Raw genomic sequence first — 26344 nt, 5'->3', positions numbered from 1 at the left:
CACTTTTTTATGGGTGTGGGGGCCTCGTTTTTGTTTATAAGAGACCGGGCGCCCCCCGCCCCCGGGGCCCCCCCCCCCGGCACGCCGGCCCCCGCCCCCGCCCCCGCCCCCGCCCCCGCGGCCGCGGGCCGCGGCCGCGTGCCCCTGCTCGTCGGCGCGGGGGTCTTGGCGGTGGCGCTGGCCGCGGGGGGCGCCTGGTACCTCACGGGCGAGGACCAGAAGAAGGCGGACCAGCCGAAGGACACCGCCGCCCCGGGGAAGGCCGACGGCTCCGCGCCCGCGCCCCGGCCCTCGGCCTCGGCTTCCGCCGCGGCTTACACCGTGGTGTTCAAGGACAAGCCGCTGAAGCTCCTGGCGACCAGGGAGTTCGGCAAGCTCAACGACGTCGACCTGGACTTCCCCAAGGTCGCCCCCTTCGGGGAGATCGCATCGAGCGACCGGGAATTGCAGATGGGCTTCGAGGACATCGAGAACCGCACCCCGTTCGGAAAGAGCACGGGCCCCGCCCCCGAACTGTGCGAAGCCGGAGCCGCCACCAATCCGATTCCCGCCCGGCTGCCGAAGTCGGACCTCACCGGTGCGGACAGCGCCATCGTCCAGGGCGACCTGCTGTGCACGGTCACGTCCAAGGGCAACCTCGCCATGATCAAGATCATCACCGTCGAGCCCTCGAACAACAAGCTGTACTCCGTCCCGACGTACCTCACCGAAGTGACGCTCTGGAAGCGCAAGGCGTAGCGCCGCGACACGGAGACGCCCGCCCACCGCACGGCAACGAAGTCCTGCGCCGTCCGGACGACGGCGCGCAGCCGAGCGCCCGCGCCCGCGGTGGGCCGGACCAGCAGCCACTCGGTGACCGGGGCGCGTCGCGGATCGGTACGAAGGCGATGCCGGGAGGTGTGCAGTACCGGCGGACGTGCGCGTTGACGGGGCAGGCGATCTGCCCGGCGCAGAGGACGGAGCTCGACCACGCAGGGCCTGCCGGGGCCGCGGCGGACCCTGCGCCAGCAACCGCGCCGGCATCCGTGCCGGCGTCGGCTCCGGTGGCGTAGTGGCCGGACACACAGGTGACTGCCTGATTGTGATGCCCCGCCACATATCACGCCGACCTGCGGACTTCTACGTTGTGCCGACACGAACGTCCCGCCCAACGCCTGGAAGTGGTGTTCATGGCCTCCCCCTCGACCGCTCCTGCGACATCCGGATCCCTCAAGAGAATCGTCGCCGCCAGTCTGATCGGGACCACCATCGAGTGGTACGACAACCCATCCGATCAGAGCTACCACCTGCGGCTTTTCACCCCCGAGCACGCCTGAACCAGCACCAAACCAGCACGGGAACCGGGGTCGCCCATTCCTACCGTCCCCCTGCCAGCACACCGGCACCCCCGGCAAAGATATCGACGACGCAGCCCCGTTACGCTCTGTACACCACGAACCTGAGCAGGACCTCTCCACGTCCGCCCCCATCCGGATGGGGGCGGACGGCGTGTTGATGGTTCCCCCCAGACTGGGGCGGAACGGTCCCCGCGCTCCGCGCCGACCTGGAGCTCGACGTTCCGGCCGAAGCCGGGCTACAAGACGCCTGCGGCCGACCAAGGCCAGATTGCTCGTAACCGCCTTGGTCGGACTACCTCGTGGGCACCCTGATGGTTGCGATCCCGCTGTTCAGCCACCGCACCGGCGGCGACTGGGAAGGCACCGTCGAATCCCACGGCACACTTCAGCGCTGCATAGTCACGATCACGCAGGCATGGGTCGGCAGCCCCCGCGGATCAGCGCGCGGTCGTGGGGGCCGGGCACCCCGGCAGGGCCGGCCGGTCCTTCGTGCGTACGGCGGGGAGCCAGGCCGTGGGGGGTGTGGAGCCGGGAGGGAGGCGGACGCGGAACCAGCGGGTGGAGTGCTGGTCCTCCTCATTGATAATGGGCTGCCCGTCGGACACCTGGCAGTCGGCGGCGAGGACGTCGCCGTGCCACACCCGGGTCGCCACGACGTTGTCCGCCGCGTACGGCCGCCCGGGGTCGATCGCCAGGCCCAGACTGCACTGCCGGTCCCGGTCGGCCCGCTCCCGACACCCCTTCTCGGCGTTGAACACCCGGATCGCGCCGGCCTTCGCCTCCGCGCCACCGGGCGGTGCGGACGGGTTCGCCCGCACCGCGTCCGACCACAGGGTCGCGCCCGCGATCCCGCACAGCGCGGTGGCCAGGACGGCGGCGCGGGCCCGGCCCCGCAGCCGTCCCGCCCCCGTCCCGCGGGCTCCCTGTTCTGCGGCGATACGGGCGAGCAGGCTCTCGGCGGTGTGCGGGGCACGCGCCGCGTGAGTGGGGGCGAGGCAGTCGGCGGCCAGCGCCCGCCAGAACGGCGGCACCGCGTGGTCCATGCGCAGCGCCACCCGCCCTTCGCCGTACCCCTGCACGGCGGCGCCCCGGGCCATGGGGGTGGCGCCGGAGAACGGGGAGGCGCCGGACGCGAACACCTCGTGGATGATGATGCCCAGGGCCCAGATGTCGGCGCTCGGCCGGACCTGTACGCCGAGTTCCCCGAGCGGCGCCCGCCAGCGCTCGGGCGGGAGGTAGTCCAGGGTGCCCATGGGCGGCGCGTACCCGTGCGTGCCCGTCATCTCGGTGGCGAGGCCGAAGTCCGAGAGCTTCACGGAACGGTCGGCGCCCAGCAGGACGTTCTCCGGCTTGAGATCGGCGTGGACCCAGCCCGAGCGGTGGAGGTGGGCCAGTCCCTCGCAGATCCCCGCGATCAGCCGGGGGCGATCGGCCTCGACCACCCCCGCGTCGAGGAGTTCGCGCAGGCTGCCCGCGGCCCGCTCCATGACCAGCACGATCGCGCCGTCCAGCGAGGGGCGATCCGGTGCGGCGAGGACGAAGGAATCCAGGAGACCAATCAGCCGGGGGTGGCCCGCCCTGCGCCCGAGTTCGACCTCGCGGCGCGCGGATTCCACGATCCTGCGCGTCTGGCGCGGGGCGTACCCGGCGGTCGGCATGATTTTCAGCGCGACGTCGGCTGGTCCCGCCGGCATGCCCGCAGGGGCCACCCCGCCGGTCCGCCTGGTCCGCCCGGAGTACCCGTCGGCCGGCCGTGCCGCGTAGACCGTGGACCAGCCCCCGGACCCGACCAAGTCGGTGACCGTCCAGTCCCGCACCCGGTAGCCGGGCGGCAGGAGGTCCCTGCGCTCGCACTCCGTGGTGTCGCGCAGGCCGTTCGGCGGCGTCATCGCGTGCTCTGCCGCTCCCGCCCGCCGGCCCCCGTCAGGGGCGGCAGCAGCGTGAGGTGCTCCTCCCGTACGAGCCCGAACCGCAGCGCGAGCCCGACGATCTCCTCCCGCTTGCCGTTGCGGCGCTCGCTCCTGCCGGGTTCGCGCAGGTCCGGGGCGCCGATGCGCAGCTTCTCCTCGGCGAGGTAGTCGATGTGCGAGCTGATCGCACGCGCGGTCAGCGTGCCGCAGGCGGGGTGTCCCCTGAGCCGCTCGACGATCTGGGGAGTCGTGGGGACCGCCACGCGGGACTGGTCGCGCAGGCGCGGTTCGCAGAGCGCGACCAGCACGAGGAAGTAGGCGGCCGTCTCGTCCAGGGAGTACGCCGTGACCGTGAGGCGGCCCCAGGGGGCGCCCATGGCGTCCGGGTCCAGATAGACGTGGTCGGGCGCGAACACCTGGAAGGACACGGTGACGTCGCTGCGGGTGGGCAGCACCACGCGTGAGAACTCGAACGGGACGGGCGCACCGACCCGGCGCGGCGGGACCCTCAGGTACTCCCCCGCTCCTTCCGGGTTCTCCACCAGGTAACTGTGGTTGGCGCTGTGGTTGGTCAGCTGCCAGTGGTCGTCGGCGACGCGGATCTCCCCGGCGAGCCGGGAGATCGCCGGGTCGGCGAGGCGCAGTTCGACGGGGACCGTCGCGGAGCCCCGTCCGAAGCGGGCGGCCTCGCCCGGTCCGAGCCGCAGCGTCACGGGGTCACCGTACGGTTCGCCGCCGTCGGCGCGCCACTGCACCCCTGCGGCAGATGGACGACTACTACACCGCTCACGGTTCCCCCTGTTCCACGCGTCGCTGCTCGGACGAGTGGAACAATACTCATCTCTCAAGGGAGTTCATCGGCGTACTTCGGCCACTTCGGCAGGACGGCGCCTGCCCGGCTTCCGCCGGGTCGGGACGCCCACCCTGGCGGCCATGGAAGCCTCTCGGGTCTCCCTTCCCATCCGACTCACCCACCCTCCCCCAAGGGCCGCCCGTTGTGTGCCGGGTCACGTCGACTCCGTGTCAACAGCGGTACTTTGGGGCTGTTTTCGACTCTCTGCCGAGCGGATCGGAGCAGCAGACGGTGCGGCCGGTACAGGTGCATCGGAGTGGTATCCGTCCCTCCGGCCGTGGCCGCCGATGGCCTGCCCCGGCCCCGGCAGGGTGGGAAAGGTCACCGCGCCCGGGGGGTCACGGCGCCGCTCGCCCGCCCGTTTTCCCCTTTCACTTGGCGAAATCCACACTCCACACACCGTCCTCCACACACCGTCCTCCACGCCCCGCCCTCCGCGCTCAGAGAGCGGGGCTGCCCGATACGACGGGTGCGACCGCCCGGTCGCCGAAGGCCGTCCACGGCCGCCATCCGCCGCTCGGCCGGTCCTGGACGCGGGTGCGCATCCGGCCTTCGGCGGTGACGGCGAAGACGTGCGTCCGCCCGGTGGAATCGAGCGCGGCGGTCGGCGTGGCGGCGAGCCTGATGCCGGGCTCGCCGAACTCCCCGCCGGAATTCCAGCTTCCACCCGGGGTGGTCTGCCAGCGGTGGCTGAGCCGGGCGCCACCCGGGGTCAGGGAGAAGGCCTCCAGGCGGCCGTCGGCGTTGACGGCGAACGCCGGGGCGGCGGCGCTCCAGCCGAACAGGGGCAGCCAGTCTTCCCAGCCGCCGCTCGCCGCGGACTGACGCCGGCCGAAGGCTCCCACGCCCGACGGTCCGATCGCGGCGACGGTGAGCCGGCCGCTGCCGTCCCGGGCCACCCGCGGTGCGGCGCCCGCCGCGGTGCCGAAGCGGTGCCATGCGGCGGTCCAGGCACCGCCCGGGGTCTCCTGCCACCGGTGGAAGATCCCGGAGCCGCCGGGCGAGAGGGCGAACACCTCCAGGCGGCCGTCCGCGTTCGCCGCGACCACCGGGGGCGCGCCCGCGGCCCCGCCGAAGCCGGGCTCCCACGGGTCCCAGGCCGGGGATCCGGGTGACCGCTGCCGTCGCCGGGCGACGGAGGCGCCGCCGGGGCTCAGGGCGAACACCTCCAGTCGGCCGTCGGCGTTACGGGCGACGGCAGGGGCGGCGCCGGCCGGGCCGCCGAACTCCTCCCAGTCGTACCAGCCTCCGTCCGGCTGCTGCACCCGGTGGTGCAGGTTGGCTCCCCCCGGGGCGAGCGAGAACACCTCGAGCCTGCCGCCGGCGCCCTGGCCGAGGGTGGGAACGGCCCCGGCCGGCCCTCCGAAGGGCTCCCACTCCGACCAGGCGTCGGTGTCCGGGGCGAGCTGGACGCGCCGCAGCATCGAGCGGTCGGAGGCGTCGAGCGCGAACACCGTGAGGCGCCCGCCGACGTCGAGGCCGGCCACCGGATTGTCCGCGCTCTGCCACGGCGGCGGCGTGTCCCGCCACTCCAGGGGCGCCACGTGCAGCCCGTACCGGAACCAGCCCGCAGCGCTGGCGTACCACGTGTCCCCGTCCGCGAACACCTCGACCGCGTGGCCGGGCACATGGCCCGCGTACCCGGCGGGGTCGAAGCGGTACGGGTCCCGGGACGCCAGCACGTCCGTACCCTCGTAGCCGCCCCTCGGTCCCGTGAACAGGTAGTACCAGCCGTCCCGTTCGACGACGTACGGCGACTCGGTGACCGAGACGGTCGTGTCCGTGGTCGCGTCGGTGAACGCGACGCCCGGCTCGCTCCAGTGCAGCAGATCGGCGGACCGGCGGAAGGCCACGACATGGTGGCCGCCCGCGCTGGAGAGCTCCGTGTAGTACATGACCCATTCGTCGCCGACCCGCAGCACCATGGGGTCGCGCGCCGCGAGCCCGCGGAAGAGCGGGCCGGACGGCTCGCGCGTCCAGGTGAACAGGTCGGGTGAGGTGGCGAGGTTGATCGCGGCGCCGCTCGCGCCGCCCGCGGCGTAGAACATCCAGAACCTGCCGCCCGCCGCGACGACGTGGGGCGCCCACAGGTGTTCCTCGCCGAAGTAGGAGGGGTCGACGGTGAGCGCGTCGGCGTGTGTGGTCCACGGCCCGTTCGGGCTCGGCGCGGAGGCGTGGACGAAGGAGGTCTCCCCCGTGCTGTCCGGGGATTCGCCGCGCGGAGCGCTGTCCCCGACGATGCTGAACAGGTGCCAGCGGCCCTGGGCCTTGATCAGGGTGTGGTCGTTGAGGTAGCGCGGGCCCGCGGGGGTGGACGGGTCGTAGACGTACGCGAAGGGGCCGGCGCCGACCCACCGGGCGGGTGGTAGGGCGTCGGCGGCGTGGGAGGCGCCGGCCGCGGTCCGGCCGGTGTCCAGGAACGGGAGCGCGCCCGCCCCGGCGGCGCCCCGCAGGAGGGTGCGTCTGCTGATCGCGGGCATGAGTCTCTCCAGGGAGGCCGCGTGGTAGGCCGTGCCCGGGCGGGGGCGCGGCCGACCACGGGGCGCGTGTGGGGCGGTCGGAGACCGGTCAGCCCTGGGCGGGGCCGGCGGTGGTGTTGAGCCAGGTCCATTCGGACCAGGTGGAGAATCCGGTCTGCCATGTGTGGAAGGTGCCGGTGTGGTTGGTGCCGAAGACTTCCATCCGACCGTCGGCGTTGGTGACCGCCGTGACCTCGGTGCCGCCGCCGCCGAAGGCGTCCCAGTCGCCGTACGCCCCGTTGACGGCGCGCTGCCAGGTGTGCATGGCCGTACTGCCGTTCATGGCGAAGACCTCGACCCGGCCGTCCGGTGTGCGTTCGCTGCTGAGTTGCGCGTCGGCGGGACCGCCGGTCCCCTCCCAGTTCGACCAACTGGCCGCACTGGTCTGGTACTTGTGGAACACGCCGATCGGGCCGGAGGCGAACACCTCCAGTCGGCCGTCGGCATTGTGGTCGACGGTGAGGTCGTGGCCGCCGCCTCCGAAGGTCACCCACGGGGACCAGCCGCCGTTGGGGGCCGTCTGGTAGGCGTGCTGGAAGGTGTCGGCGCCCAGGGCGAACACCTCCAGTCGGCCGTCGGGCGACTTCTCCATCTCCACCCGGCTGTCGGCGGGGCCGCCGCCGGTGGCCTCCCACTCCGACCACCCGCCGTTGGGGGCGAGTTGGTACCGGTGGAAGAGGCCGACCGGACCTGAGGCGTAGACCTCGATGCGGCCGTCGGCGTTGACACCGGCCGCGGTGTCGCGGCCGCCACCGCCGAAGGTCTCCCAGTTCGACCAGCCGCCGGAGGGGGAGAGCTGCCAGCGGTGCTGGAAGGTGCTGCCCGACAGGGCGAACATCTCCAGACGTCCGTCGGCATTGGGCGCGATCGCCAGTTCGGCGTTGCCCGGCCCGCCGAGCGGTTCCCAGGCCGACCAGTTGCCGTTCACTTCCTGCTGCCAGGCGTGGTGCACCCCGTCGGCGCCGGCGGCGAACACCTCGAGCCGTCCGTCCGCCGACCGCGCCGACACCACGCGGCCCGACTCCGCCGGATGCACCGGCGGTTCGGGCCTCGGACCGCTGCCCGGGGTGCAGGGCAGGACGACGCCGCGCTCGGCCAGGTAGACCTCGGGGTCGATGCCGTAGGAGGTGGACCGGTCCCCCCAGATCCGCAGGTGGAGGTGGGAGCCGTCGACGTTGGTGCCCTCCGCGCCCATCAGGGCGATCTGCTGGCCTGCCACGACGTGGTCGCCCACGGAGACGTCGCGGCGGGACATGTGCCCGTACTCGGAGATCCGCCCGTCGGGGTGCAGCACGCGGATCCACTGGCCGTAGTCGCCGGTGTATCCGGAGATGGTCACTTCGCCGTCGCCGACGGCGTAGATCGGTGTCCCGACGTCGTTGGCGATGTCGACGCCGTTGTGGCCGCTGTGGAAGTGCTGGGACACCCAGCCGGTGGTCGGGCAGGCCGCGGTGAGCTCGGCGGGCCGGGCCTCGGCCGAACCCGTGGCGGCCAGCACCGACAGCGCCGAAAGGAGTACGGCAGTCGCCGCGAGGACGCGGCTCAGGGGGCCGTTCACGCCTTGCGCAGCCGGTCGATGATGCCATTGATGTCGTCCTGCAGCAGATCCCGGCGGACATAGTGACCGCCGCCCACCTCGTGCTGCTCGTAGGGGATGCCCGCGCGGTCGAGGTTCCACTTGAACTCCCGCTGGGTGGCGAGCACCACCTTCTCGTTGGCGTAGCCCTGGATGTCCTGGGGGCTGGTGCCGGCGACCAGGAAGACCCGCTTGTTCCGGTAGCTCTCGATGCGCTCGCACGGGTTGTCCGCGCTGACCCGGGCCTGGTCCCAGAAGGGCACGCCATAGATGCTGCCGCCGTTCAGTTCAACCGCGGCGGAGGAGGCGTTGGCCCAGTGGGTCACCAGGTCACCATTGCCCCCGCGCAGGTTGGCCGGGCCGGAGTGGGCGCTGACCGAGGCGAAGTGGCCGTAGTACTTGGCCGCGTACTTCAGGGCGCCGAAGCCGCCCATGGAGAACCCGGAGACGGCGCGGCCGTCGTACTCGGCGTAGGTGCGGAAGTTCGCGTCGATCCACGGGATCAGCTGACCTATGTGGAAGTCCTCCCAGTTCCGGGCACCGATGTTGGAGCTCACCGCGTTGGAGTACCAGCCGGCGCGCCCGCCGTCGGGCATCACGACGATGAGGTCCTTCCAGGCGGTCAGCCCCCGGATGTCGTGGAACCGGTCGAAGGTGATGAAGTCCTCCAGGCCACCGTGGAGCAGGTAGAGAACGGGGTAGCGGCGCCCGCTGGTGTGGTAGCCGTCGGGGAGCAGCACGTTGACGGCCGGGGTCCAGCCGCCGATGGCGGAAGTCTGGAACCGGTAGTACCACATCCGGGGATCCTGCTCGCCGCGTTCCGTGATGTGCAGTCCGGGAATGTCACCGACGGCGGAAGCGGTCGACGCGGCGGCGAGGACTCCCGCGCCGCCCATGGCCATCGCGGCCGTGAGGCCACCGGCGGTCTTCAGGATGTTCCTGCGGCTGGGGTGCTGCGCGCTCACTGTGTCCTCCTGGTCGGGAGCCTGACGATGCGTCCGCAAGGTAGCAACGGTGCCCGGGCCGGGAGACCCCGGAAGATTCCGGACTGACAGGGGCGGGCGCGTCGGCTAGGGGCTGTGGCGGGGGCATCGGGAACTGCCGGAGCCGACGCCGGCGTCATCGGGATTTCATCGCTCCTCCCTAGCGTGGCCGCGGTCAGACGAAGGCCCGGACCACAGGGGAAGGACGGCTCGATGGCGCGGAGGAGATTCAGAGCGAGGCTGCCGATGGTGGCCACGGCCGCGGTGGCGGCGGTGATGAGCACGATGGCGGCCACCGGGGCGCCGGCTCCGGGACAGGCGCCCGACAAGCCGACCATCCGTTACACCGAGTACGGAATCCCGCACATCATCGCTTCCGACTGGGCGGGACTGGGCACGGGCTACGGATACGCCGCGGCCAAGGACAACATCTGCACCTTGGCCGAGACCTATCTGATGGTCAACGCCCAGCGGTCCCGCTATCTGGGGCCGGACGGCAAGGCGAGCCCCGGCGAGCACCAGAACACCACCACCAATCTCAACAGCGACATCTACTTCCAGCGGATGAACGACAACCGGGTGGTGGAGCGGCTGATCGACCTGCCCGCGCCGGGCGGGCCGGAGCCGGAGGTGAAGGAGGCCATTCGCGGCTACGTCCAGGGGTACAACCGATACCTGGCCGAGACGGGCGTGGACCACATCACCGACCCGGCCTGCCGCGGCAAGGCGTGGGTGCGGCCGATCACGGAGTTGGACGTCTACCGGCACGCGCACGCCGAGATCATCATGGGCACCGCGGACGTGCTGCTCGACGGCCAGGTGAACGCGGCTCCCCCGGGGGCTTCGGCCGCCGCTGCGCCGGCCTCCTCGGCTACGGAGACCGCGGCGAAGATCCGCGACGCGATGGCGGTCAGCCGGCAGCAGAGCATGGGCAGCAACGCGCTGGCGATCGGCTCGCAGGGCGTGTCCGGGGGCACCAGCATGCTGCTCGCGAACCCGCACTTCCCCTGGCAGGGCAAGAACCGGATGTGGCAGAGCCAGCTGACGATCCCGGGCAGGATCAACGTCTCCGGCGCCAGCCTGCTCGGCTTCCCCGCGGTGAACATCGGGCACAACGACGATGTCGCCTGGAGCCACACCGTCGCCACGGTGGCCCCCTTCGGGCTCTTCGACGTACAGGTCGACGTACTGAACCCGACCAACTACCTGGTCGACGGCGCCTGGGAGGCGATGACCTCACAGCAGGTCGGTGTCGACGTGCTGAACGCGGACGGCTCCATCGGCAGGGTCAACAGGACCTTGTGGGCGACCCGTTACGGCCCGATCACCAATCAGGTACTGACCGTGCCACTGCCGTGGGTGGTCAGCGCGCACGCGGTGCGCGATCCGAACATGGACAACTTGCGGGCGCTGAACACCTGGTTCCACCTCGACCAGGCCAAGGACGTCGACGAGGTGGTGAACACCCTGGAGACCACCCAGGGCGTCCCTTTCTTCAACACCGTCGCCTCCGACCGCAAGGGCAACGCCCTGTACGCGGACATCCAGGCCACCCCGAACATCACCGACGAGCACGCCCAGTCGTGCCTGACCCTGACCGGCCAGGCTCTGTTCAATCAGGTGCTGCGGCTGCCGAACGTGCCGCCGGTCTCCATCTTCGACGGCAAACGCAGCGCGTGCGACTGGCCCACCGATCCGAACGCGGTGGCCCCGGGGCTGCTGGACCCGCACAAGCAGCCGCGGCTGATCCGCAAGGACTTCGTCGGCAACGCCAACGACAGCGCCTGGCTGGCCAACCCCGAGCAACCGCTGTCCTTTCCGCGAGTGATGGGCGACACGGCGGCGCCCCGGTCGCTGCGCACCCAGGAATTGATCCTGACCGCGCAGAAGCGGATCAACGGCACCGACGGCCTGCCCGGCCGGGGGTTCACGCCGGAGAACATGCGGCAGCTGCTGTTCGCCGACAACAGCCGGGCCGCCGATCTGGCCCTCGACGCCACGGTGGCGATGTGCCGGGCCCAGCCCTTCGGGCTCATCCTGGTGGACGGCCAGCTGGTCAACGTGAGCGAGGCGTGCCCGATCCTGGCCGCCTGGAAGAGCCACGACTTCACGGCCGACAGCCGGGGTTCCTGGCTGTTCGAGAACTACTGGTACGCCCTGCTCGGCGGCCAGTCGGTGGAAAAGCTGCCGTGGCGGATCCCCTTCGACCCCAACGACCCGGTGCACACCCCCAATTCGCTGGACTCCGCAAGCTCCGCCGTCCGCGACGCGTTCGGCCGGACGGTCATCGCCTTACGCAACGCGGGGATTCCGCTGAACGCGGCGTTGTCGGACGTACAGAAGATCACGCGCAACGGCGAGCAGATCCCGATCCACGGGGCGGTCCACGAGCTGGGCGTGCTGAACGTGGTCACCCCCGGCTCGGTCGACGGCAAGATGGACATCACCTTCGGCTCCAGCTTCGTCCAGCAGGTGCGGTTCACCGCCGACGGCCCGCCGCAGACCTCTTCCGTACTGACCTACTCCCAGTCGGCCAACCCGAATTCACCGCACTACGCCGACCAGACCAAGTTGTTCTCGGCCGGACAGTGGGTGACCGAGCGGTTCACCGAGGAGCAGATCGCGGCCTCGCCGGCATTGGAGGTCAAGGTCCTGAACTGAGACCGAAGGTCCTGAACCGGGACCGGTCTCCCGATCGGTCCCGCACCCGCGCAACGACAAGGCTCACGAGGGAGCACGCTGTGATGAGGACATCGAGTCGGTGGCGAATGGTGGTGGCCCTGATGGCCGCTGTAGTGGGAATGGCGCTGCCTGCCGGTTCGGCACAGGCCGCCGAAGGCACCGAACCGCCGAGGATGACGGACGGGTTCGGCCTGACCCAGGTCGACACGACGGTGGGCGGTCCCACCAACTTCTACATCACCGTGACCACACCTGAGGTCTCGGGCAAGCACCACATCAAGATCATCCTGCCGAGCGGTTACTACGACGACCCGGCCAGACGCTACCCGGTGCTGTACTTCCTGCACGGTTCGCCCGACGACCCGATCCAGCAGAACTACCCGGCGCTGACCACCTCGAACGAGATGATCACCGTCATCCCGGACGGGGGTGCCCGGGGCTGGTACGCCAACTGGCTCAACCAGAGGACCGCGGCCGGTGCCCAGAACTGGGAGAACTTCCACCTCAAGCAGGTGATTCCGTTCATCGACGCGAACCTGCGGACCATCGCCGCCAAGAAGGCCAGGGCCGTCGCCGGTGTCTCCATGGGCGGGTTCGGGGCCCTGCACTACGCCCAGGTCCGCCCCGACCTGTTCGGCCAGACCGCGTCCCTGTCGGGTGACATCGACCTGTCGGTCCGGTCCATGGACCTGCGGATGGCCGTCGTCGCCTCCCTCGTCGGCTACTCCCCCGCCGTGGACAGTGACGCCGCGTTCGGCTCGCCCTACCCGGTGTTCAACGCCGACTGGAGGTTCAACCAGGTGGACCCGGCGGCGCACATGGACAAGCTCGCGGGAGTCGGGGTCTCCATCTACGTGGGCAACGGACGCGGAGACGTCACCGACCTGGAGTTCTGGGTGGAGAGCGCGTCCAAGCACGTCAAGGACAGCATGGACGCCCTGCGCATGCCCTACCACTACGTGGACTACGGCGACGGTGCCGGCTGGGGCACCAACTGCAACGGCGGCCACAACGCCTGGTGCTGGGAAGCGGACCTCCAGGACCTGATTCCCCGGCTGGAACGGTCCTTCGCCTCCTGACCGCGCGGAGCCGGGCCGCCCCGATCCGGTGGCGGCCCGGTCACCAGGTGGCGCGGTCACCACGGAGACCCGGTCACCTCGGCGCCGTGGTGAGGCCGAGGCCCGCTTCGTCCCCGCGCAGGACCAACTGGCGCGTCCGCTGCAGCAGCCGGCCAGGAGGAACGCCGAGTTCGTCGGCCAGGCGACGGCGGGCCCGGTCGAACACGGACAGCGCGTCGGCCCGTCGGCCGCTGCGGTACAGCGCCCGCATCAGCATCGCGGCCACCGGCTCGTGCAGGGGGTGGGCCGCGGACAGGGCGAACAGTTCGGCGACCGCTTCGGAGTGCTGCCCCAGCCGCAGCTGCCACTCCAGTTTCCGCTGCGCGATGGTGATCCGGCGCTCGGTGAGCCGCAACCGCTCCAGCTCGGCGAGCGGCCCGGGCAGGCCGGCCAGGGGCTCCCCGCGGAACAGGTCCAGCGCCTGCGAACACCGGCGGACCGCCTCCGCCGGTTCTCCCGCCCGGTCGGCCGTCGCGATGTCGGTGACCAGCTCCTCCATGCGGGACACGTCCACGTCGACCAGGCCGGAGACCAGCCGGTAGCCGAACCGGTCGTGCTCGATCACCGCGTCGGGGCGGCCGTCCCCGGTGCGCAGGGTCCTGCGCAGCCGGTAGATGTACACCGGCACCACGTTCGTGACCGGCGAGTCCGTCCCCCATACTCCGTCCAGCAGTTCCTGCTGACCGACCGTGCGGCCCGCGCACAGCGCGAGCGCCGCCAGTACGGCTTGCTGGCGCAGGTGCCCCAGCTTCAGCGGCCGCCCGTCCTGCCATGCCTGCAGCGGTCCGAGCAGGGAGATCTGCATCGTCGGTCCGGCATCCCGGCGGGTGGGGGCCCGCGGCGCCGGGTTCGCCGCCTGCGTACGCGGGCCGCTGCCGGGGACGACCAGGCCGCTGTCGAAGGCGTGGACGATGGCGGCGGCCCGGTCGCGCAGCGCGAGTTTCACGAGGACCCGCGCGAGGTGTCCGGCGACGGCGTCCTCGGAAAGGGCGAGAGCGGCAGCTATCTCGTCGTCCCGCAGGCCGCAGCCGACCGCGTGGAGCACCTTGCGCTCCTGGTGCCCGAGCGCAGTGGCGATCGGTCGGCAGGTGGTGGCGGTCGTCGGCATCGCTGCTCCCCCGGGCTCCGGGCTGATCGGTTCGGTCGGTCGGTTCCGCAGGTCTGGCGGAAGCCGTCGACAAAGTAGGGGGAGAGCGCCGGGCCGGGCATCCGGAACGATCCGGAGTGACAGACGCGAAGCCCCCGGCATCCCTGCACTGCGCCGCCCCCGCAGCGTAGGGCGGTTGGCCATCTGCCCTGCCAGTCAAGAGAGTTGCCGATTCCATCGGCATTTCATCGGTGCGCCCTACTGTCGGCCGCCGACGACGGGAGAGGTTCCGGTGACGACTTTAAGATCATGGTGCGGCAGAGTGCTCCTGCTGCTGATAGCCGGCGCGGCCGCCATCGCCGCGACCGCGCCCACTGCCGCGATGGCGGCCGTCTCGTCCGACCGCGGCGGCCCGATCACCCGTAGCGAGGTGATCTGGCGGGCCCAGTACTGGATGGACCAGCATCCCCCGTACAACCAGCAGGGGTCCGCGCCCGACGCCGGCGGCGATTTCCGCTACCGCACCGACTGTTCCGGTTACGTCTCCATGGCGTGGCATCTGAACGCGAGCCCGAATACCCAAGGGCTGCCCGGCTATTCGCACGAGATCGCGCGGGACGAGTTGCGCGCAGGTGACATTCTCAATTCTTTCTACGACCACACCCTGATCTTCCACAAGTGGGAGGACGATCACGGCGGGTTCTCCTACTACAGCTTCGGCGGAGGCTCCAGCGGCGTAGAGCCTCCGGGGCACTTCCGCACGAACATCAACAACGCCACGATCGACGGTCACCCCAACGGCGACTACAAGGCACTCCGGTACGACAACGTCGTCGAGGAGTCCGCGACGCGGCCGCACCCGTACGCCCCGGGCCGGGTCACCTCGGGGCGGTCTGCGGACGGGCGGCTCGAGGCCTTCGCCGCCGGTGCCGACGGCGTGTACCACTCCTGGCAGACCGCGGTGAACGGCGCCTGGTCGCAGTGGCGGTTCGAAGGCGGACCCCGCAACGCACAGCTCTCCGTGGCTGCCAACGCCGACGGACGACTCGAGGTCTTCGCCCTCTCCGACGCCACCTTCGACCACATGTGGCAGACCGCGTTGAACGGTGCCTGGTCCACCTGGGCCAACTTCGGCGGCGGCGGATACCGACTCGCCACCGGCAACAACGCCGACGGCCGCATCGAAGTCTTCGCCTCCAACACCAACGGAGTCTTCCACCGCTGGCAGACCGCACCCAGCGGCAACTGGGCCAACTGGGAAGGCACCGGCAGCAGTCCGGCCACCTCACGCCTCGCCCTCGAAACCGCACCCGACGGACGCCTCGAGGTCTTCGCCCTCTCCGACACCACCTTCCAGCACCTCTATCAGACCGGAGTCAACGGCGCCTGGTCCGCCTGGGAGAACTTCGGCGGCGGCGGACACGACCTCACCGTCAATCACAACACCGATGGACGGCTGGAGGTCTTCGCCTCCAACCCCAACGGCGTCTTCCACCGCTGGCAGACCAGCCTTTCCGCCTGGTCCGGCTGGGAGGGAATGAGCGGCCCGGCGAATTCCGAGATGACGTCGGACCGTTCGGCGGACGGACGGGTCGAGGTGTTCGCGATCAACGGCAGTACCGCCGCCCACATCTGGCAGACCGATCCGAACGCCCCCTATTCGGCTTGGGAAACCTTCGGTGGTGGCGGCACCGAAATCACCGCCGGCCACAGCGCCGACGGGCGCCTCGAAGTCTTCGCGACGAGCACCGCCGGTGTCTTCCACCGATGGCAGACCGGGTTTTCCGCCTGGTCCGAATGGGGCTGGGTGGGCACTACCGCCGGGCCGGGAATCGCGTGAACTCCGCACATTTCACTTCACGACAGAAGGGCAGACAATGGCGATGAATGGTTTACGCCGCGTGTTCACCAGACTGGCCTTCGTGGCCGGCATCTGGGCGTTACTGGTCGGGATGACCGCCTCGGTCGCCGCCGCCCACGCGCCCGTTCCGGTGCCGGTTCCGGGCAAGGACCGGTCCGGGGTCTCCCGGTATTTCAGCGGCCCGCAAGGCTTCGCCATTCCGACCGTGCCGTGTGATCCGGCCGGCCCCTCGGCCGCCGACGGGATCATGGCCGACCAGCTCAACCCGCAGTTGCACGCGAAGATGGCCGGCTACATGGACGCCTACAAGGTGTCCTGCGCGCGAATGGTCACGCAGGCGGTCAAGGACCGGGGCCTCACTCAGAGGGCCGCGGCCATCGCGATCGCCACGATCATCGTGGAGTCCAGCGTCAACAACTACGCCCAGGCCGTCGACTACACCAGCCTCGGGCTGTTCCAGCAGCAGGACTGGTGGGGTACCCGCGAGGAGCGACTGAACCCGGCCCACGCCACCAACGCCTTCTTCGACGAGGTGGAACGGATGTATCCGGGCGGCTCGTGGAACAACGAGGCGATCGGCGAGGTGTGCTGGCACGTCCAGCGACCGCGCGAGGACCTGCGCGGCCTCTACGCCGTCGAGGCGGATGACGCGGTGGTCATGGCCAACGCGCTGTGGTCCGGTACGAGTTTGGGCCCCAAGCACCCGTACGGCGCCGGCCGGGTGGTGTCCGGGCGGTCTGCGGACGGGCGGCTCGAGGCCTTCGCCGCCGGTGCCGACGGCGTGTACCACTCCTGGCAGACCGCGGTGAACGGCGCCTGGTCGCAGTGGCGGTTCGAAGGCGGACCCCGCAACGCACAGCTCTCCGTGGCTGCCAACGCCGACGGACGACTCGAGGTCTTCGCCCTCTCCGACGCCACCTTCGACCACATGTGGCAGACCGCGTTGAACGGTGCCTGGTCCACCTGGGCCAACTTCGGCGGCGGCGGATACCGACTCGCCACCGGCAACAACGCCGACGGCCGCATCGAAGTCTTCGCCTCCAACACCAACGGAGTCTTCCACCGCTGGCAGACCGCACCCAGCGGCAACTGGGCCAACTGGGAAGGCACCGGCAGCAGTCCGGCCACCTCACGCCTCGCCCTCGAAACCGCACCCGACGGACGCCTCGAGGTCTTCGCCCTCTCCGACACCACCTTCCAGCACCTCTATCAGACCGGAGTCAACGGCGCCTGGTCCGCCTGGGAGAACTTCGGCGGCGGCGGACACGACCTCACGGCCGGCTACAACCAGGACGGCAGACTGGAGGTGTTCGCCTCCAACGCCACCGGTGTATTCCACCGTTGGCAGACCAGCCCGACCTCGTGGTCGGAGTGGGCGGGTATGGGCGGGATCTCCAACGCCGAGCTGACCCTCTCGCGGTCGACCGACGGCCGGGTCGAGGTGTTCGCGATCAATGCCACCGCCGCGAGCCACGCCTGGCAGACCCGCCCGAACGCGCCGTACTCGGAGTGGGATACCTTCGGCGGCGGCGGTACCGAGATCGCCACGGGCAACGACGCCGACGGGCGCATCGAAGTCTTCGCGACCAGCAGCGCCGGTGTCTACCACAAGTGGCAAACCGGCTTTGCCACTTGGTCGGACTGGGCCTGGCTGAACAATTCCGGACCGGCGATCAACTAGCCGCCCCCGCGGGGATCCGATCCGCGGACGGGAGCACCGAAGGGCGCCCGCCGTCGTCCCGCCGACCGCACCCGCGGCAGGCGCCGGACGGCGGCGGGCGTTCGGCGCTCCTCCACGGCCTCACACGTCGGTGCTCCGGGCGTCCTTGTCGTGGGGCGATAACACGCCAGCGACTTGCTCACCTGCGGCAGTTGCAGACCAAACCAGCACGGGAGTCAGCACCGCCTACGCAAAAGAGCTCTAACTCTGCGATTCCGACAGGGCTTCACGAGCCCATTCCGGAGGGGATGCGAGGCAAGGGTCAGGTCATGTGGTGCAGGGGCACATCAGTCGTAGCCCGATTGTGATGCCGGGCCACATATGCGATTGACCTGGGGACTTCTACGTTGTGGCCACACCCGACGTCCCCGCAGATACCCTGGAAGTGGTGCACATGGTCTCCCCCGGAACCGCCCCGAAGGCCCCGTCAGGCATCAGACGGATCGTCGCCGCCAGTCTCATCGGGACCACCATCGAGTGGTACGACTTCTTCCTCTACGGCACCGCTGCCGCGCTGGTCTTCAACAAGCTGTTCTTCCCCACCTCCGACCCGCTGACGGGCACGCTGATCGCGTTCCTCACCTACGCCATCGGCTTCCTGGCCCGGCCGCTGGGCGGCGTGGTGTTCGGCCACTTCGGGGACAAGGTCGGCCGCAAGAAGCTGCTGGTGCTCAGCCTGGTGCTGATGGGCGGGGCGACCTTCGCGATGGGCCTGCTGCCCACCCACGCGAGCATCGGCATCGGCGCCCCGATCCTGCTCACCGCACTGCGCCTGATCCAGGGCTTCGCGCTCGGCGGCGAGTGGGGCGGCGCCGTCCTGATCGTCTCGGAGCACGGGGGCGACGAGCACCGCGGCTTCTGGGCCTCCTGGCCGCAGTCCGGCGCCCCGGGCGGCAATCTGCTGGCGACCGGGGTCCTCGCGCTGCTCGCCGCCGTGCAGACGGACGCCGCGTTCCTCGCCTGGGGCTGGCGCATCCCCTTCCTGCTCTCCGGGGTGCTGGTGGCCGTCGGACTGTGGATCCGGCTGTCCGTCTCGGAGTCCCCCGTCTTCCTCGCCGCGCAGGCCAAGGCGCAGGCGCGGTCGCGGTCAGGGTCGCACCCGAGCGCCGCCCCCGTGGTGCAGGTGTTCCGCAAGGACTGGCGCCGGGTGCTGAGCGCCATCGGCACCCGCTTCGGCGAGAACATCTCGTACTACGTCCTCACCTCCTTCCTCCTCGTGTACGTCACCGTCCACCTCGGCCTGCCCAAGACCACCGCGCTCAACGCGGTCCTCATCGGCTCCGCCGTCCACTTCGTCACCATCCCCGCCTGGGGTGCGCTCTCCGACCGCATCGGCCGCCGCCCGGTCACACTGATCGGCTCCGCCGGGATGGCCGTGTGGGCGTTCGGCTTCTTCGCCCTCGTCGACACCGAGTCGTTCCCGGTGATCGCCGCGGCCGTCACCACCGGTCTGCTGCTGCACGGCGCGATGTACGGGCCGCAGGCCGCGTTCATCTCCGAGATGTTCGACACCGAAGTCCGCTACTCCGGCGCCTCGATGGGCTCCCAGCTGGCCTCGATCATCGCGGGGGCGCTGGCGCCCATCATCGCCGTCGAGCTCCTGAAGGACTACGGCTCCTCGGTCCCCGTCTCGCTCTACCTGTCCGCGGCCGCGGTGGTGACCACCCTCACCGTCGCCTTCACCGCCGAGACCCGCGGCCGCGATCTGGCGAGTACGGTGTACGCCACCCCGGCCGGCGCCCGCCCGGTCGTCCCGCGAGCCGCCCCGACCACCACCGCGGACCCCGCCTGACCCCGCCCCTGCCGCCGCACCACCACCCGTACCGGAGGGCCGCTCCATGAACCCCGCGCACGAGACGGCGGCCACGGCGCTGCGGGAGCTGCTGGACCTGCTGGACCGTGGGGCGCCCCCCGAACACTTCGCCCGGCCCGCCGCGGCCGCCCGCGGCGCCGGCGCCGGCCCCGGCGAGCAGGCCCTCGTGGAGGAGGCGACCCGGGTGGCGCTGGACATCCGCCGCACCCTGGACCAGCACCGGCGCCGCGAGGCCGAGCTCACCGCCCTCTTCGACACGGCCGGCGACCTCGCCGCCCTCCGCGAGCTCGACGCGGTACTGCGGGCCATCGTCCACCGCGCCCGCATGCTGCTGGGCACGGACGTCGCCTACCTCACCCTCAACGACCCGGTCGCGGGCGACACGTTCATGCGCGTCACCGACGGCTGCGTCTCCGCCGCATTCCAGCAACTGCGCCTGGGCATGGGGGAAGGCCTCGGCGGCCTGGTCGCGCAGACCGCCCGCCCCTACGCCAGCGCCGACTACCACACCGACTCCCGTTTCAAGCACACCCCGGCCATCGACAGCGGGGTGCGCGAGGAGGGGCTGCGCGGCATCCTCGGTGTCCCGCTGCGGGTCGGCGACCGGGTCATCGGCGTCCTGTACGCCGCGGACCGGCGCCTGCGGGACTTCGCACCCGACGCCGTCGCCCTGCTCGCCTCCCTCGCCGACCACGCCGCGGTCGCCATCGACAGCGCCCGCCTGCTGGAGGAGACCCGCACCGCCCTGGTCGAGCTGGGCGCGGCCACCGAGACGGTCCGCGCCCACGGCGAAGCCATGCGCCTGGCCGCCGAAACCCATGACCGCCTCACCGAGTTGGTCCTGCGCGGCGGTGACGTCGCCGATCTCGCGTACGAGGTCGCCGCCCTGCTGGGCGGCGGTCTCGTGGTGCACGACGCCGACGGCAGCGAGCTGGCCCGGGTCGCCTCCGATCCGATCCCGCCGCCGGTACGGGGCGCCGCGGCCTCCCGCTCCGGGGGCCGCGCCGTCGCCACGGACGGCATCTGGGTGTGCGCGGTGCTCGCGGGCCCCGAACCTCTGGGCAGCATCAGCCTCACCGGACGGGCGGACCTGCCGGACTCGGACCGGCGCCTGTTCGAACGTGCCAGCCTGGTCACCGCGCTGCTCCTGCTGCTGCGCAGGTCCCTCGCGCAGGCCGAGGACCGGGTCCGCGGCGAGCTCCTCGGCGACCTGCTGACCGCCGAGGCCGACGGCCGCCCGCGCGACACCGGCAGCCAGGCCCTGCGGGTGCTGCGGGCCCGCAAGCTCGGCGTCGACCTCACCCGCCCGCACGCCGTCCTGGTCCTGCACTGCGACACCGCGCTACGGCCCCGGCTCGCGGCGGAAGCGGCCCGTCATGCCCGCGCGCTGGACGGACTGGCCGGACTCCACGAGGGCCGGGCCGTCGTGCTGGCCCCGGTCCCCGGCCGGCCAGGTGTCCTCGCCGAGTCCCTCGCCGCGGATCTGGGCCAGGCCCTGGGCAGCCCGGTCACCGTGGGCTCCGCGGGCCCGGCCGACGGCCCCGCGGGCCTCCCGGCCGTGTACGCCGAGGCCGTGCGCTGCCTGGAGGCCCTGCACTCCCTGGGCCGCACCGGCGACGGCGCGGACCTCCCCGGGCTGGGCTTCCTCGGCGTCCTCCTCGGGGACCGGACCGACATGCCGGGGTACGTCGAGCACGTGCTCGGCCCGGTCATCGAGTACGACCGCAAGCGCGGCACCGAACTGGTCCGCACCCTGGAGGCGTACTTCGACCACGGAGCCGCCCTGCACAAGGCCAAGGACACCCTGCACGTCCACGTCAACACGGTGGTCCAGCGCCTGGACCGCATCGGCCGGCTCCTCGGCGACACCTGGAACACCCCGCCCCGCGCCCTGGAGATCCAACTCGCCCTGCGCGTCCACCGTCTGACGTCCCGCCCGTGAACGCAAAAGAACCCCACCGAAGTGGGGTTCCTGCTGGTGTCCGAGGGGGGACTTGAACCCCCACGCCCGATAAAGGGCACTAGCACCTCAAGCTAGCGCGTCTGCCATTCCGCCACCCGGACCAGGTGGTCGGCCCCGGTTTCCCGCGGCGACATGGACAACAATAGCAAAGGTTCGAGGCGGGTCGGACCAGGTATTTCGCCCGGGCCCCGCGCGACGCGCCGCGCTGACCTGCGGGCATGCCTCGCCGGACACTGCGAGACGCAACGTCTCGCGCTCAGCGGGGCAGGCCCGCCCGCTTGCGCGCGAGGGCGCGGCTCCCCGTCGCGAGGGTCAGCGCGAGGACGATCAGGACCCCGGCGACCGCGAACGTGATCCGCATGCCGGTGGCGACGGCCCCGGGTCCCGCCGTCGTGACGTCCGTCGTCGCCAAGGCGAGCGCGAACACGGCGCCCATGACGGACGCACCGGTGATGAGCCCGAGGTTGCGCGACAGGTTGAGCATGCCGGAGACGACGCCCCGCCGGTCCGGGCCGACATCGGCCATGACCGCGGTGTTGTTGGCCGTCTGGAACACCGCGTACCCGGCGGTGACCACCACGATGGGACCGAGGTAGCCGGGGACGCCCAGCGACTCCGGAGTCATCGACAGGGCGAAGGCGCCGGCCGCGATCGCGAGGAGACCGGCGAGGGTCGTGCGCCGTGCGCCGAAGCGGTCCACGACGCGGCCGGCCGGCACCCCGGTCAGCGCGGCGACCAGCGGGCCGGCCGACAGGACCAGTCCGGCCAGGGCCTCTTCGAGCCCGAGGGTGCGCGAGAGGTAGAACGGCCCGACCACCAGCGTGGCCATCATCACCGTCGAGACGAGCGCGCTCGTGGCGAGGCTCGCGCTCAGCACCGGATCGCGGAACGTCGCCGGGCGGATCAGGGGGGACGCCGCCCTCGCCTCGGCGCGTACGAAGAGGACGACGCCGAGGACGGCCGCCGACAGCAGAGCCGCGTTGAGCGGACCGAAACTGCCGCGCCCCAAGGTCATGGCGAGTGCGTAGGCGGCGAGCGTCAGCGCGAGCAGCAGCGTGCCCACGCGGTCGAAACCGGCCCCGCCGGCTCCGGGGCCGCGCCGGTCGGCGGGCAGGTGGCGGTGGGCGAGGAGGAAGGCCACGAGGCCCAGCGGGGCGTTGACGAGGAAGATCGTCCGCCAGCCGGGGCCCGATATCAGGGCGCCGCCCAGCGACGGACCGAGAGCGGTGCCGACCGCGGACATCGTTCCGAGCAGCCCCATGGCGCTGCCGGTCCTCTCCTTGGGCACCGTCCCGCCGATGAAAGCCATGGTCAGGGCCATCATGACGGCCGCTCCGAGGCCCTGTGCCGCCCGGGCGGTGATCAGCAGCCACAGCGAGGGCGCGAGGCCGCACAGGACCGAGGCCGCCGTGAACAGGAGGATCCCGGCGAGCAGCAGCCGTCGGCGGCCGATGAGGTCGCCGAGCCGTCCGACGCTGACGATCACCGTGGTGATGGCCAGGAGGTAGGCGAGGACGATCCACTGGACCTGCTGGAAGGAGGCGGTGAACGCCTGCGCCAGGGTCGGCAGGGCGACATTGGCGATGCTGGTGCCGAGCGAGGACAGCAGCATGGACAGCGAGAGGCCGGCGAGCGCCCACCCGACCGAAGAGGTTCGTTCCGTACTTGCCGCCGGGGCCGCGGCCCCGGCTCGTCCCGCACTGACTGGCTTCATGCCGAGGAGAGTCCATCCGCCGGCCGGGAGCGGCAACTGTTGTTGCCGATTCCGGGACGGCACGGTGGAATGCCCGCATGGACGAACCAGCGCCGTACCAAGAGGTCCTCGACGGGGTCGCCCCCCGGCTCAAGGCGCTGCGCGCCCAGCGCGGCCTGACCCTGGCCGCGCTCTCGGAGGCGACCGGCATCTCCAAGAGCACGCTGTCCCGGCTGGAGTCCGGGCAGCGCCGCCCCAGTCTCGAGCTGCTGCTGCCGCTCGCAGGCGCGTACCACGTGGCCCTGGACGACCTGGTCGGCGCGCCCGAGGTGGGGGATCCGCGGGTGCGCATGGCGCCCCGCGCCATGCAGAGCGGCGGTACGGCCGTGGCCCTGACCCGGGGGCCCGGACCCCTCCAGGCGTACAAAATGATCATCCCTGACCGGGGTACGGAGCCGGAGCTGCGGACGCACGAGGGCTACGAGTGGCTGTACGTGCTGGAGGGCCGGCTACGGCTCGTCCTCGCCGAGCACGACCTGGTCCTCGGCTCCGGCGAGGCCGCCGAATGGGACACGCGCCTGCCCCACTGGTTCGGCAGTGCGGACGGCCGGCCCGTCGAGATCCTCAGCCTCTTCGGGCGGCAGGGCGAGCGCATGCACGTCCGCGCGAAGCCGCGCGCATGACGGTGCGGGCAGCCGGGCCCGGCCGTGGACCTCGGGCGCGGGGTGCGGGAACCAGGAGGTTAGGCTTCGAAGCGACCCTCAAGGAGTCAGGGATGGAGCAGCACATGGAGAGCCTGAGCCGTACCGCGCTGGTCGAGGGACTGATGGAGCGCTTCCCGCACGTGCCCCGGGAAGCGGTGCTCAAGGAAGACCTCCTGCGCGGTGGCATGGCCTTTGACGAGTCCGCGCTCAGCGGCACCGCCGACGGTGGTTCCGGCGACGTCAAGCCGAAGTCGTACTTCATCTTCTCCTTCGACCACCGCACCCTGCCGGAGCTCGGTGCCGCCGCGCTCAACCGGCCGCCCGAGGAGATCGTGCTCACCGGCGGCCCGTACGACCTGCGCCGCACCGTGGTGTCCGTACGGGTCAACCCGGACTCCCCGTACGTCGTGCGCGGCGGCGAGGACGGCACGCTCGGCCTGTACCTGGACGGCGCGCGGATCGCGGACGTCGGCCTGCCGCCGATGCCGGAGTACTACCGGCACAAGCTGTCGAACGGCAAGTCGGTGATGGAGGTCGCGCCGACCATCCAGTGGGGTTACCTCATCTACCTGACGGTCTTCCGGGTGTGCCAGTACTTCGGCGCCAAGGAGGAGTGCCAGTTCTGCGACATCAACCACAACTGGCGCCAGCACAAGGCGGCGGGCCGGCCGTACACCGGCGTGAAGCCGGTCGAGGAGGTGCTGGAGGCCCTGGAGATCATCGACCGGTACGACACCGCCGGTACCTCCCGCGCCTACACCCTCACCGGCGGCTCGATCACCTCGCAGGTCGCGGGCCGCGACGAGGCCGACTTCTACGGCCACTACGCGAAGGCCATCGAGGAGCGCTTCCCCGGCCGCTGGATCGGCAAGGTCGTCGCCCAGGCGCTGCCCCGCGATGCCGTGCAGCGCTTCCACGACCACGGCATCCGGATCTACCACCCCAACTTCGAGGTGTGGGACCGCCGGCTGTTCGAGCTGCACTGCCCGGGCAAGGAACGCTACGTCGGCCGCGACGAATGGCACCGCAGGATCCTGGAGTCCACCGAGGTCTTCGGCCCGAGCAATGTGATCCCCAACTTCGTGGCGGGCATCGAGATGGCCGGGCCGGCGGGCTTCACCAAGGTGAGCGAGGCGATCGACTCGACCGCCGAGGGCCTGCGGTTCTTCATGTCCCGCGGGGTCGTGCCCCGCTTCACCACCTGGTGCCCGGAGCCGACGACGCCGCTCGGCAAGGCCACTCCGCAGGGCGCGCCGCTGGAGTACCACATCCGCCTGCTGGAGACCTACCGGGCGACGCTGGAGGAGTTCGGTCTGAGCTCGCCTCCCGGGTACGGCCCGGCCGGCCCCGGCCGCGCGGTGTTCTCCGTCAGCTCGTTCATGGACAGCCTGGAGGGACTCGAGGGCCCGGGCATCTGACGGGCGCCTACGGGCAGCGGATGACCTGGCCCGCGTAGGAGAGGTTGCCGCCGAAGCCGAAGAGCAGGACCGGGGCCCCGGAGGGGACCTCGCCGCGCTCGACCAGCTTGGACAGGGCCATGGGGATGCTGGCGGCCGAGGTGTTGCCGGAGTCGACGACGTCGCGGGCGACGACGGCGTTGACGGCGCCGATCTTGGCGGCGAGCGGCTCGATGATCCGCAGGTTGGCCTGGTGGAGGACCACGGCGGCCAGCTCCTCCGGAGCGACCCCTGCCTTCTCGCAGACCTTGCGGGCGAGCGGGGGCAGCTGGCTGGTGGTCCAGCGGTAGACGGACTGGCCCTCCTGCGCGAAGACGGGGGGCGAGCCCTCGATCCGGACGGCGTGGCCCATCTCCGGCACCGAGCCCCACAGCACGGGTCCGATGCCGGGCTCGTCGCAGGCCTCGACCACGGCCGCGCCGGCGCCGTCGCCGGTGAGCACGCAGGTGGTGCGGTCGGTGTAGTCGGTGATCTCGGTCATCTTGTCGGCGCCGATGACCAGGGCGCGGGTGGCGGAGCCGGCCCGGATCGCGTGGTCGGCGGTGGCCAGGGCGTGGGTGAAGCCCGAGCAGACGACGTTGAGGTCCATGACGGCGGGGCCGCTGCCCATGCCCAGCTTGGCCGCGACGCGGGCGGCCATGTTGGGCGAGCGGTCGATCGCGGTGGAGGTGGCGACGAGGACGAGGTCGATGTCGTCCGGGGTCAGGCCCGCGCTCGCCAGGGCCTTGCCGGCGGCCTGGTAGGCCAGCTCGTCCACCGGTTCGTCGGGGCCGGCGACGTGGCGCGTCTTGATGCCGACGCGGGAACGGATCCACTCGTCGTTCGTGTCGACCATGGCCGCGAGGTCCTCGTTGGTGAGCACTTTCGCGGGCTGGTAGTGCCCTAGCGCCACCACGCGTGAACCGGTCATGGGCGGGGTCCCCCCTCGTACGACAATCAGGATCTCCCAGCTTCGCCTGCTACCGATGGGTACGGGGGCGCGTGACCCGACAGGATTCGGGCACCGGAATTTGGAGAATTCCGAGGATCTTCCTGCCGGGGGCGTCGGCGGGAGCCGATCCGCGAGAA

17 protein-coding genes and 1 tRNA gene are annotated in these 26344 nt (G+C 71.3%); 9 read left to right on the top strand and 9 right to left on the bottom strand.

Going from position 1 to position 26344, the window contains the following annotated elements; translation table 11 throughout:
• Positions 1 to 138: 138 nt before the first annotated feature.
• Entirely contained in the window at positions 139 to 738 is a 600-nt protein-coding gene (locus ACFWB8_RS27240) for a hypothetical protein (protein ID WP_385232443.1), read from the top strand.
• Between the two features lie 1036 nt (positions 739 to 1774).
• Here the strand turns inward: ACFWB8_RS27240 and ACFWB8_RS27235 are convergent.
• The 5 genes from ACFWB8_RS27235 to ACFWB8_RS27215 form a co-directional block, all read right to left on the bottom strand.
• Complete coding sequence (locus ACFWB8_RS27235) at positions 1775 to 3226, bottom strand: serine/threonine-protein kinase (protein ID WP_385232440.1); 1452 nt, start codon at positions 3224 to 3226, stop codon at positions 1775 to 1777.
• Positions 3223 to 4002, bottom strand: a complete 780-nt coding sequence (locus ACFWB8_RS27230) for a serine/threonine protein kinase (protein WP_385232437.1) — start codon at positions 4000 to 4002, stop codon at positions 3223 to 3225. Before ACFWB8_RS27230 ends, ACFWB8_RS27235 begins: the two co-directional genes overlap by 4 nt.
• 538 nt (positions 4003 to 4540) lie before the next feature.
• Complete coding sequence (locus ACFWB8_RS27225; RefSeq protein WP_385232434.1) at positions 4541 to 6580, bottom strand: family 43 glycosylhydrolase; 2040 nt, start codon at positions 6578 to 6580, stop codon at positions 4541 to 4543.
• An 88-nt stretch (positions 6581 to 6668) separates the two neighbouring features.
• Positions 6669 to 8177 (bottom strand): peptidoglycan DD-metalloendopeptidase family protein, encoded by a 1509-nt coding sequence (locus ACFWB8_RS27220; RefSeq protein ID WP_385232431.1) that lies wholly within the window; start codon positions 8175 to 8177, stop codon positions 6669 to 6671.
• The gene (locus ACFWB8_RS27215; protein ID WP_385232428.1) at positions 8174 to 9160 is read right to left on the bottom strand and encodes an alpha/beta hydrolase-fold protein; all 987 of its coding nucleotides are present in this window, start codon (positions 9158 to 9160) and stop codon (positions 8174 to 8176) included. The genes ACFWB8_RS27220 and ACFWB8_RS27215 overlap by 4 nt, the downstream gene beginning before the upstream one ends.
• Before the next feature lie 231 nt (positions 9161 to 9391).
• Here ACFWB8_RS27215 and ACFWB8_RS27210 point away from each other — a divergent pair, with 231 nt between their 5' ends.
• Both ACFWB8_RS27210 and ACFWB8_RS27205 read left to right on the top strand, forming a co-directional pair.
• Positions 9392 to 11839 (top strand): penicillin acylase family protein, encoded by a 2448-nt coding sequence (locus tag ACFWB8_RS27210; protein ID WP_385232425.1) that lies wholly within the window; start codon positions 9392 to 9394, stop codon positions 11837 to 11839.
• 122 nt (positions 11840 to 11961) lie between these two features.
• Positions 11962 to 12939, top strand: a complete 978-nt coding sequence (locus ACFWB8_RS27205) for an alpha/beta hydrolase (RefSeq protein WP_385232422.1) — start codon at positions 11962 to 11964, stop codon at positions 12937 to 12939.
• Positions 12940 to 13012: 73 nt separating this feature from the next.
• Here the strand turns inward: ACFWB8_RS27205 and ACFWB8_RS27200 are convergent, their stop codons facing one another.
• On the bottom strand, positions 13013 to 14086 hold the full coding sequence (locus ACFWB8_RS27200) for a BTAD domain-containing putative transcriptional regulator (protein WP_385232420.1): 1074 nt from the start codon (positions 14084 to 14086) through the stop codon (positions 13013 to 13015).
• 301 nt (positions 14087 to 14387) lie between these two features.
• On the opposite strand from ACFWB8_RS27200, the gene ACFWB8_RS27195 reads away from it, so the two are divergent.
• The 4 genes from ACFWB8_RS27195 to ACFWB8_RS27180 all read left to right on the top strand — a co-directional run bounded on the left by ACFWB8_RS27195 (position 14388) and on the right by ACFWB8_RS27180 (position 21401).
• The gene (locus ACFWB8_RS27195) at positions 14388 to 15905 is read left to right on the top strand and encodes a hypothetical protein (RefSeq protein ID WP_385232417.1); all 1518 of its coding nucleotides are present in this window, start codon (positions 14388 to 14390) and stop codon (positions 15903 to 15905) included.
• Positions 15906 to 15942: 37 nt separating this feature from the next.
• The gene (locus ACFWB8_RS27190) at positions 15943 to 17607 is read left to right on the top strand and encodes a peptidase M23 (RefSeq protein ID WP_385232414.1); all 1665 of its coding nucleotides are present in this window, start codon (positions 15943 to 15945) and stop codon (positions 17605 to 17607) included.
• 433 nt (positions 17608 to 18040) lie between these two features.
• Entirely contained in the window at positions 18041 to 19438 is a 1398-nt protein-coding gene (locus ACFWB8_RS27185) for an MFS transporter (RefSeq protein WP_385232453.1), read from the top strand.
• A 46-nt stretch (positions 19439 to 19484) separates the two neighbouring features.
• Positions 19485 to 21401 (top strand): helix-turn-helix domain-containing protein, encoded by a 1917-nt coding sequence (locus ACFWB8_RS27180; RefSeq protein ID WP_385232411.1) that lies wholly within the window; start codon positions 19485 to 19487, stop codon positions 21399 to 21401.
• 34 nt (positions 21402 to 21435) lie between these two features.
• Here ACFWB8_RS27180 and ACFWB8_RS27175 read toward each other — a convergent pair.
• Both ACFWB8_RS27175 and ACFWB8_RS27170 read right to left on the bottom strand, forming a co-directional pair.
• Positions 21436 to 21523: transfer RNA gene (locus ACFWB8_RS27175), tRNA-Leu, on the bottom strand.
• A gap of 155 nt (positions 21524 to 21678) precedes the next feature.
• Positions 21679 to 23136, bottom strand: a complete 1458-nt coding sequence (locus tag ACFWB8_RS27170) for an MFS transporter (protein ID WP_385232408.1) — start codon at positions 23134 to 23136, stop codon at positions 21679 to 21681.
• A 77-nt stretch (positions 23137 to 23213) separates the two neighbouring features.
• Between ACFWB8_RS27170 and ACFWB8_RS27165 the strand changes: the two genes are divergently transcribed.
• Together ACFWB8_RS27165 and ACFWB8_RS27160 are read left to right on the top strand one after the other, a co-directional pair.
• Positions 23214 to 23798, top strand: a complete 585-nt coding sequence (locus ACFWB8_RS27165; RefSeq protein ID WP_385232405.1) for a helix-turn-helix domain-containing protein — start codon at positions 23214 to 23216, stop codon at positions 23796 to 23798.
• 104 nt (positions 23799 to 23902) lie between these two features.
• Positions 23903 to 25237 (top strand): radical SAM protein, encoded by a 1335-nt coding sequence (locus ACFWB8_RS27160; RefSeq protein WP_385232450.1) that lies wholly within the window; start codon positions 23903 to 23905, stop codon positions 25235 to 25237.
• 7 nt (positions 25238 to 25244) lie between these two features.
• Here the strand turns inward: ACFWB8_RS27160 and ACFWB8_RS27155 are convergent, their stop codons facing one another.
• Positions 25245 to 26186 (bottom strand): beta-ketoacyl-ACP synthase III, encoded by a 942-nt coding sequence (locus tag ACFWB8_RS27155; protein ID WP_385232401.1) that lies wholly within the window; start codon positions 26184 to 26186, stop codon positions 25245 to 25247.
• Positions 26187 to 26344: the final 158 nt, after the last annotated feature.

The sequence above is a fragment of the Streptomyces sp. NPDC060031 genome (assembly GCF_042736805.1).
Taxonomy (GTDB): domain Bacteria; phylum Actinomycetota; class Actinomycetes; order Streptomycetales; family Streptomycetaceae; genus Streptomyces.
The sequence above is the reverse complement of the archived record's forward strand: the minus strand, read 5'-3'. Positions and strand labels throughout refer to the sequence as shown.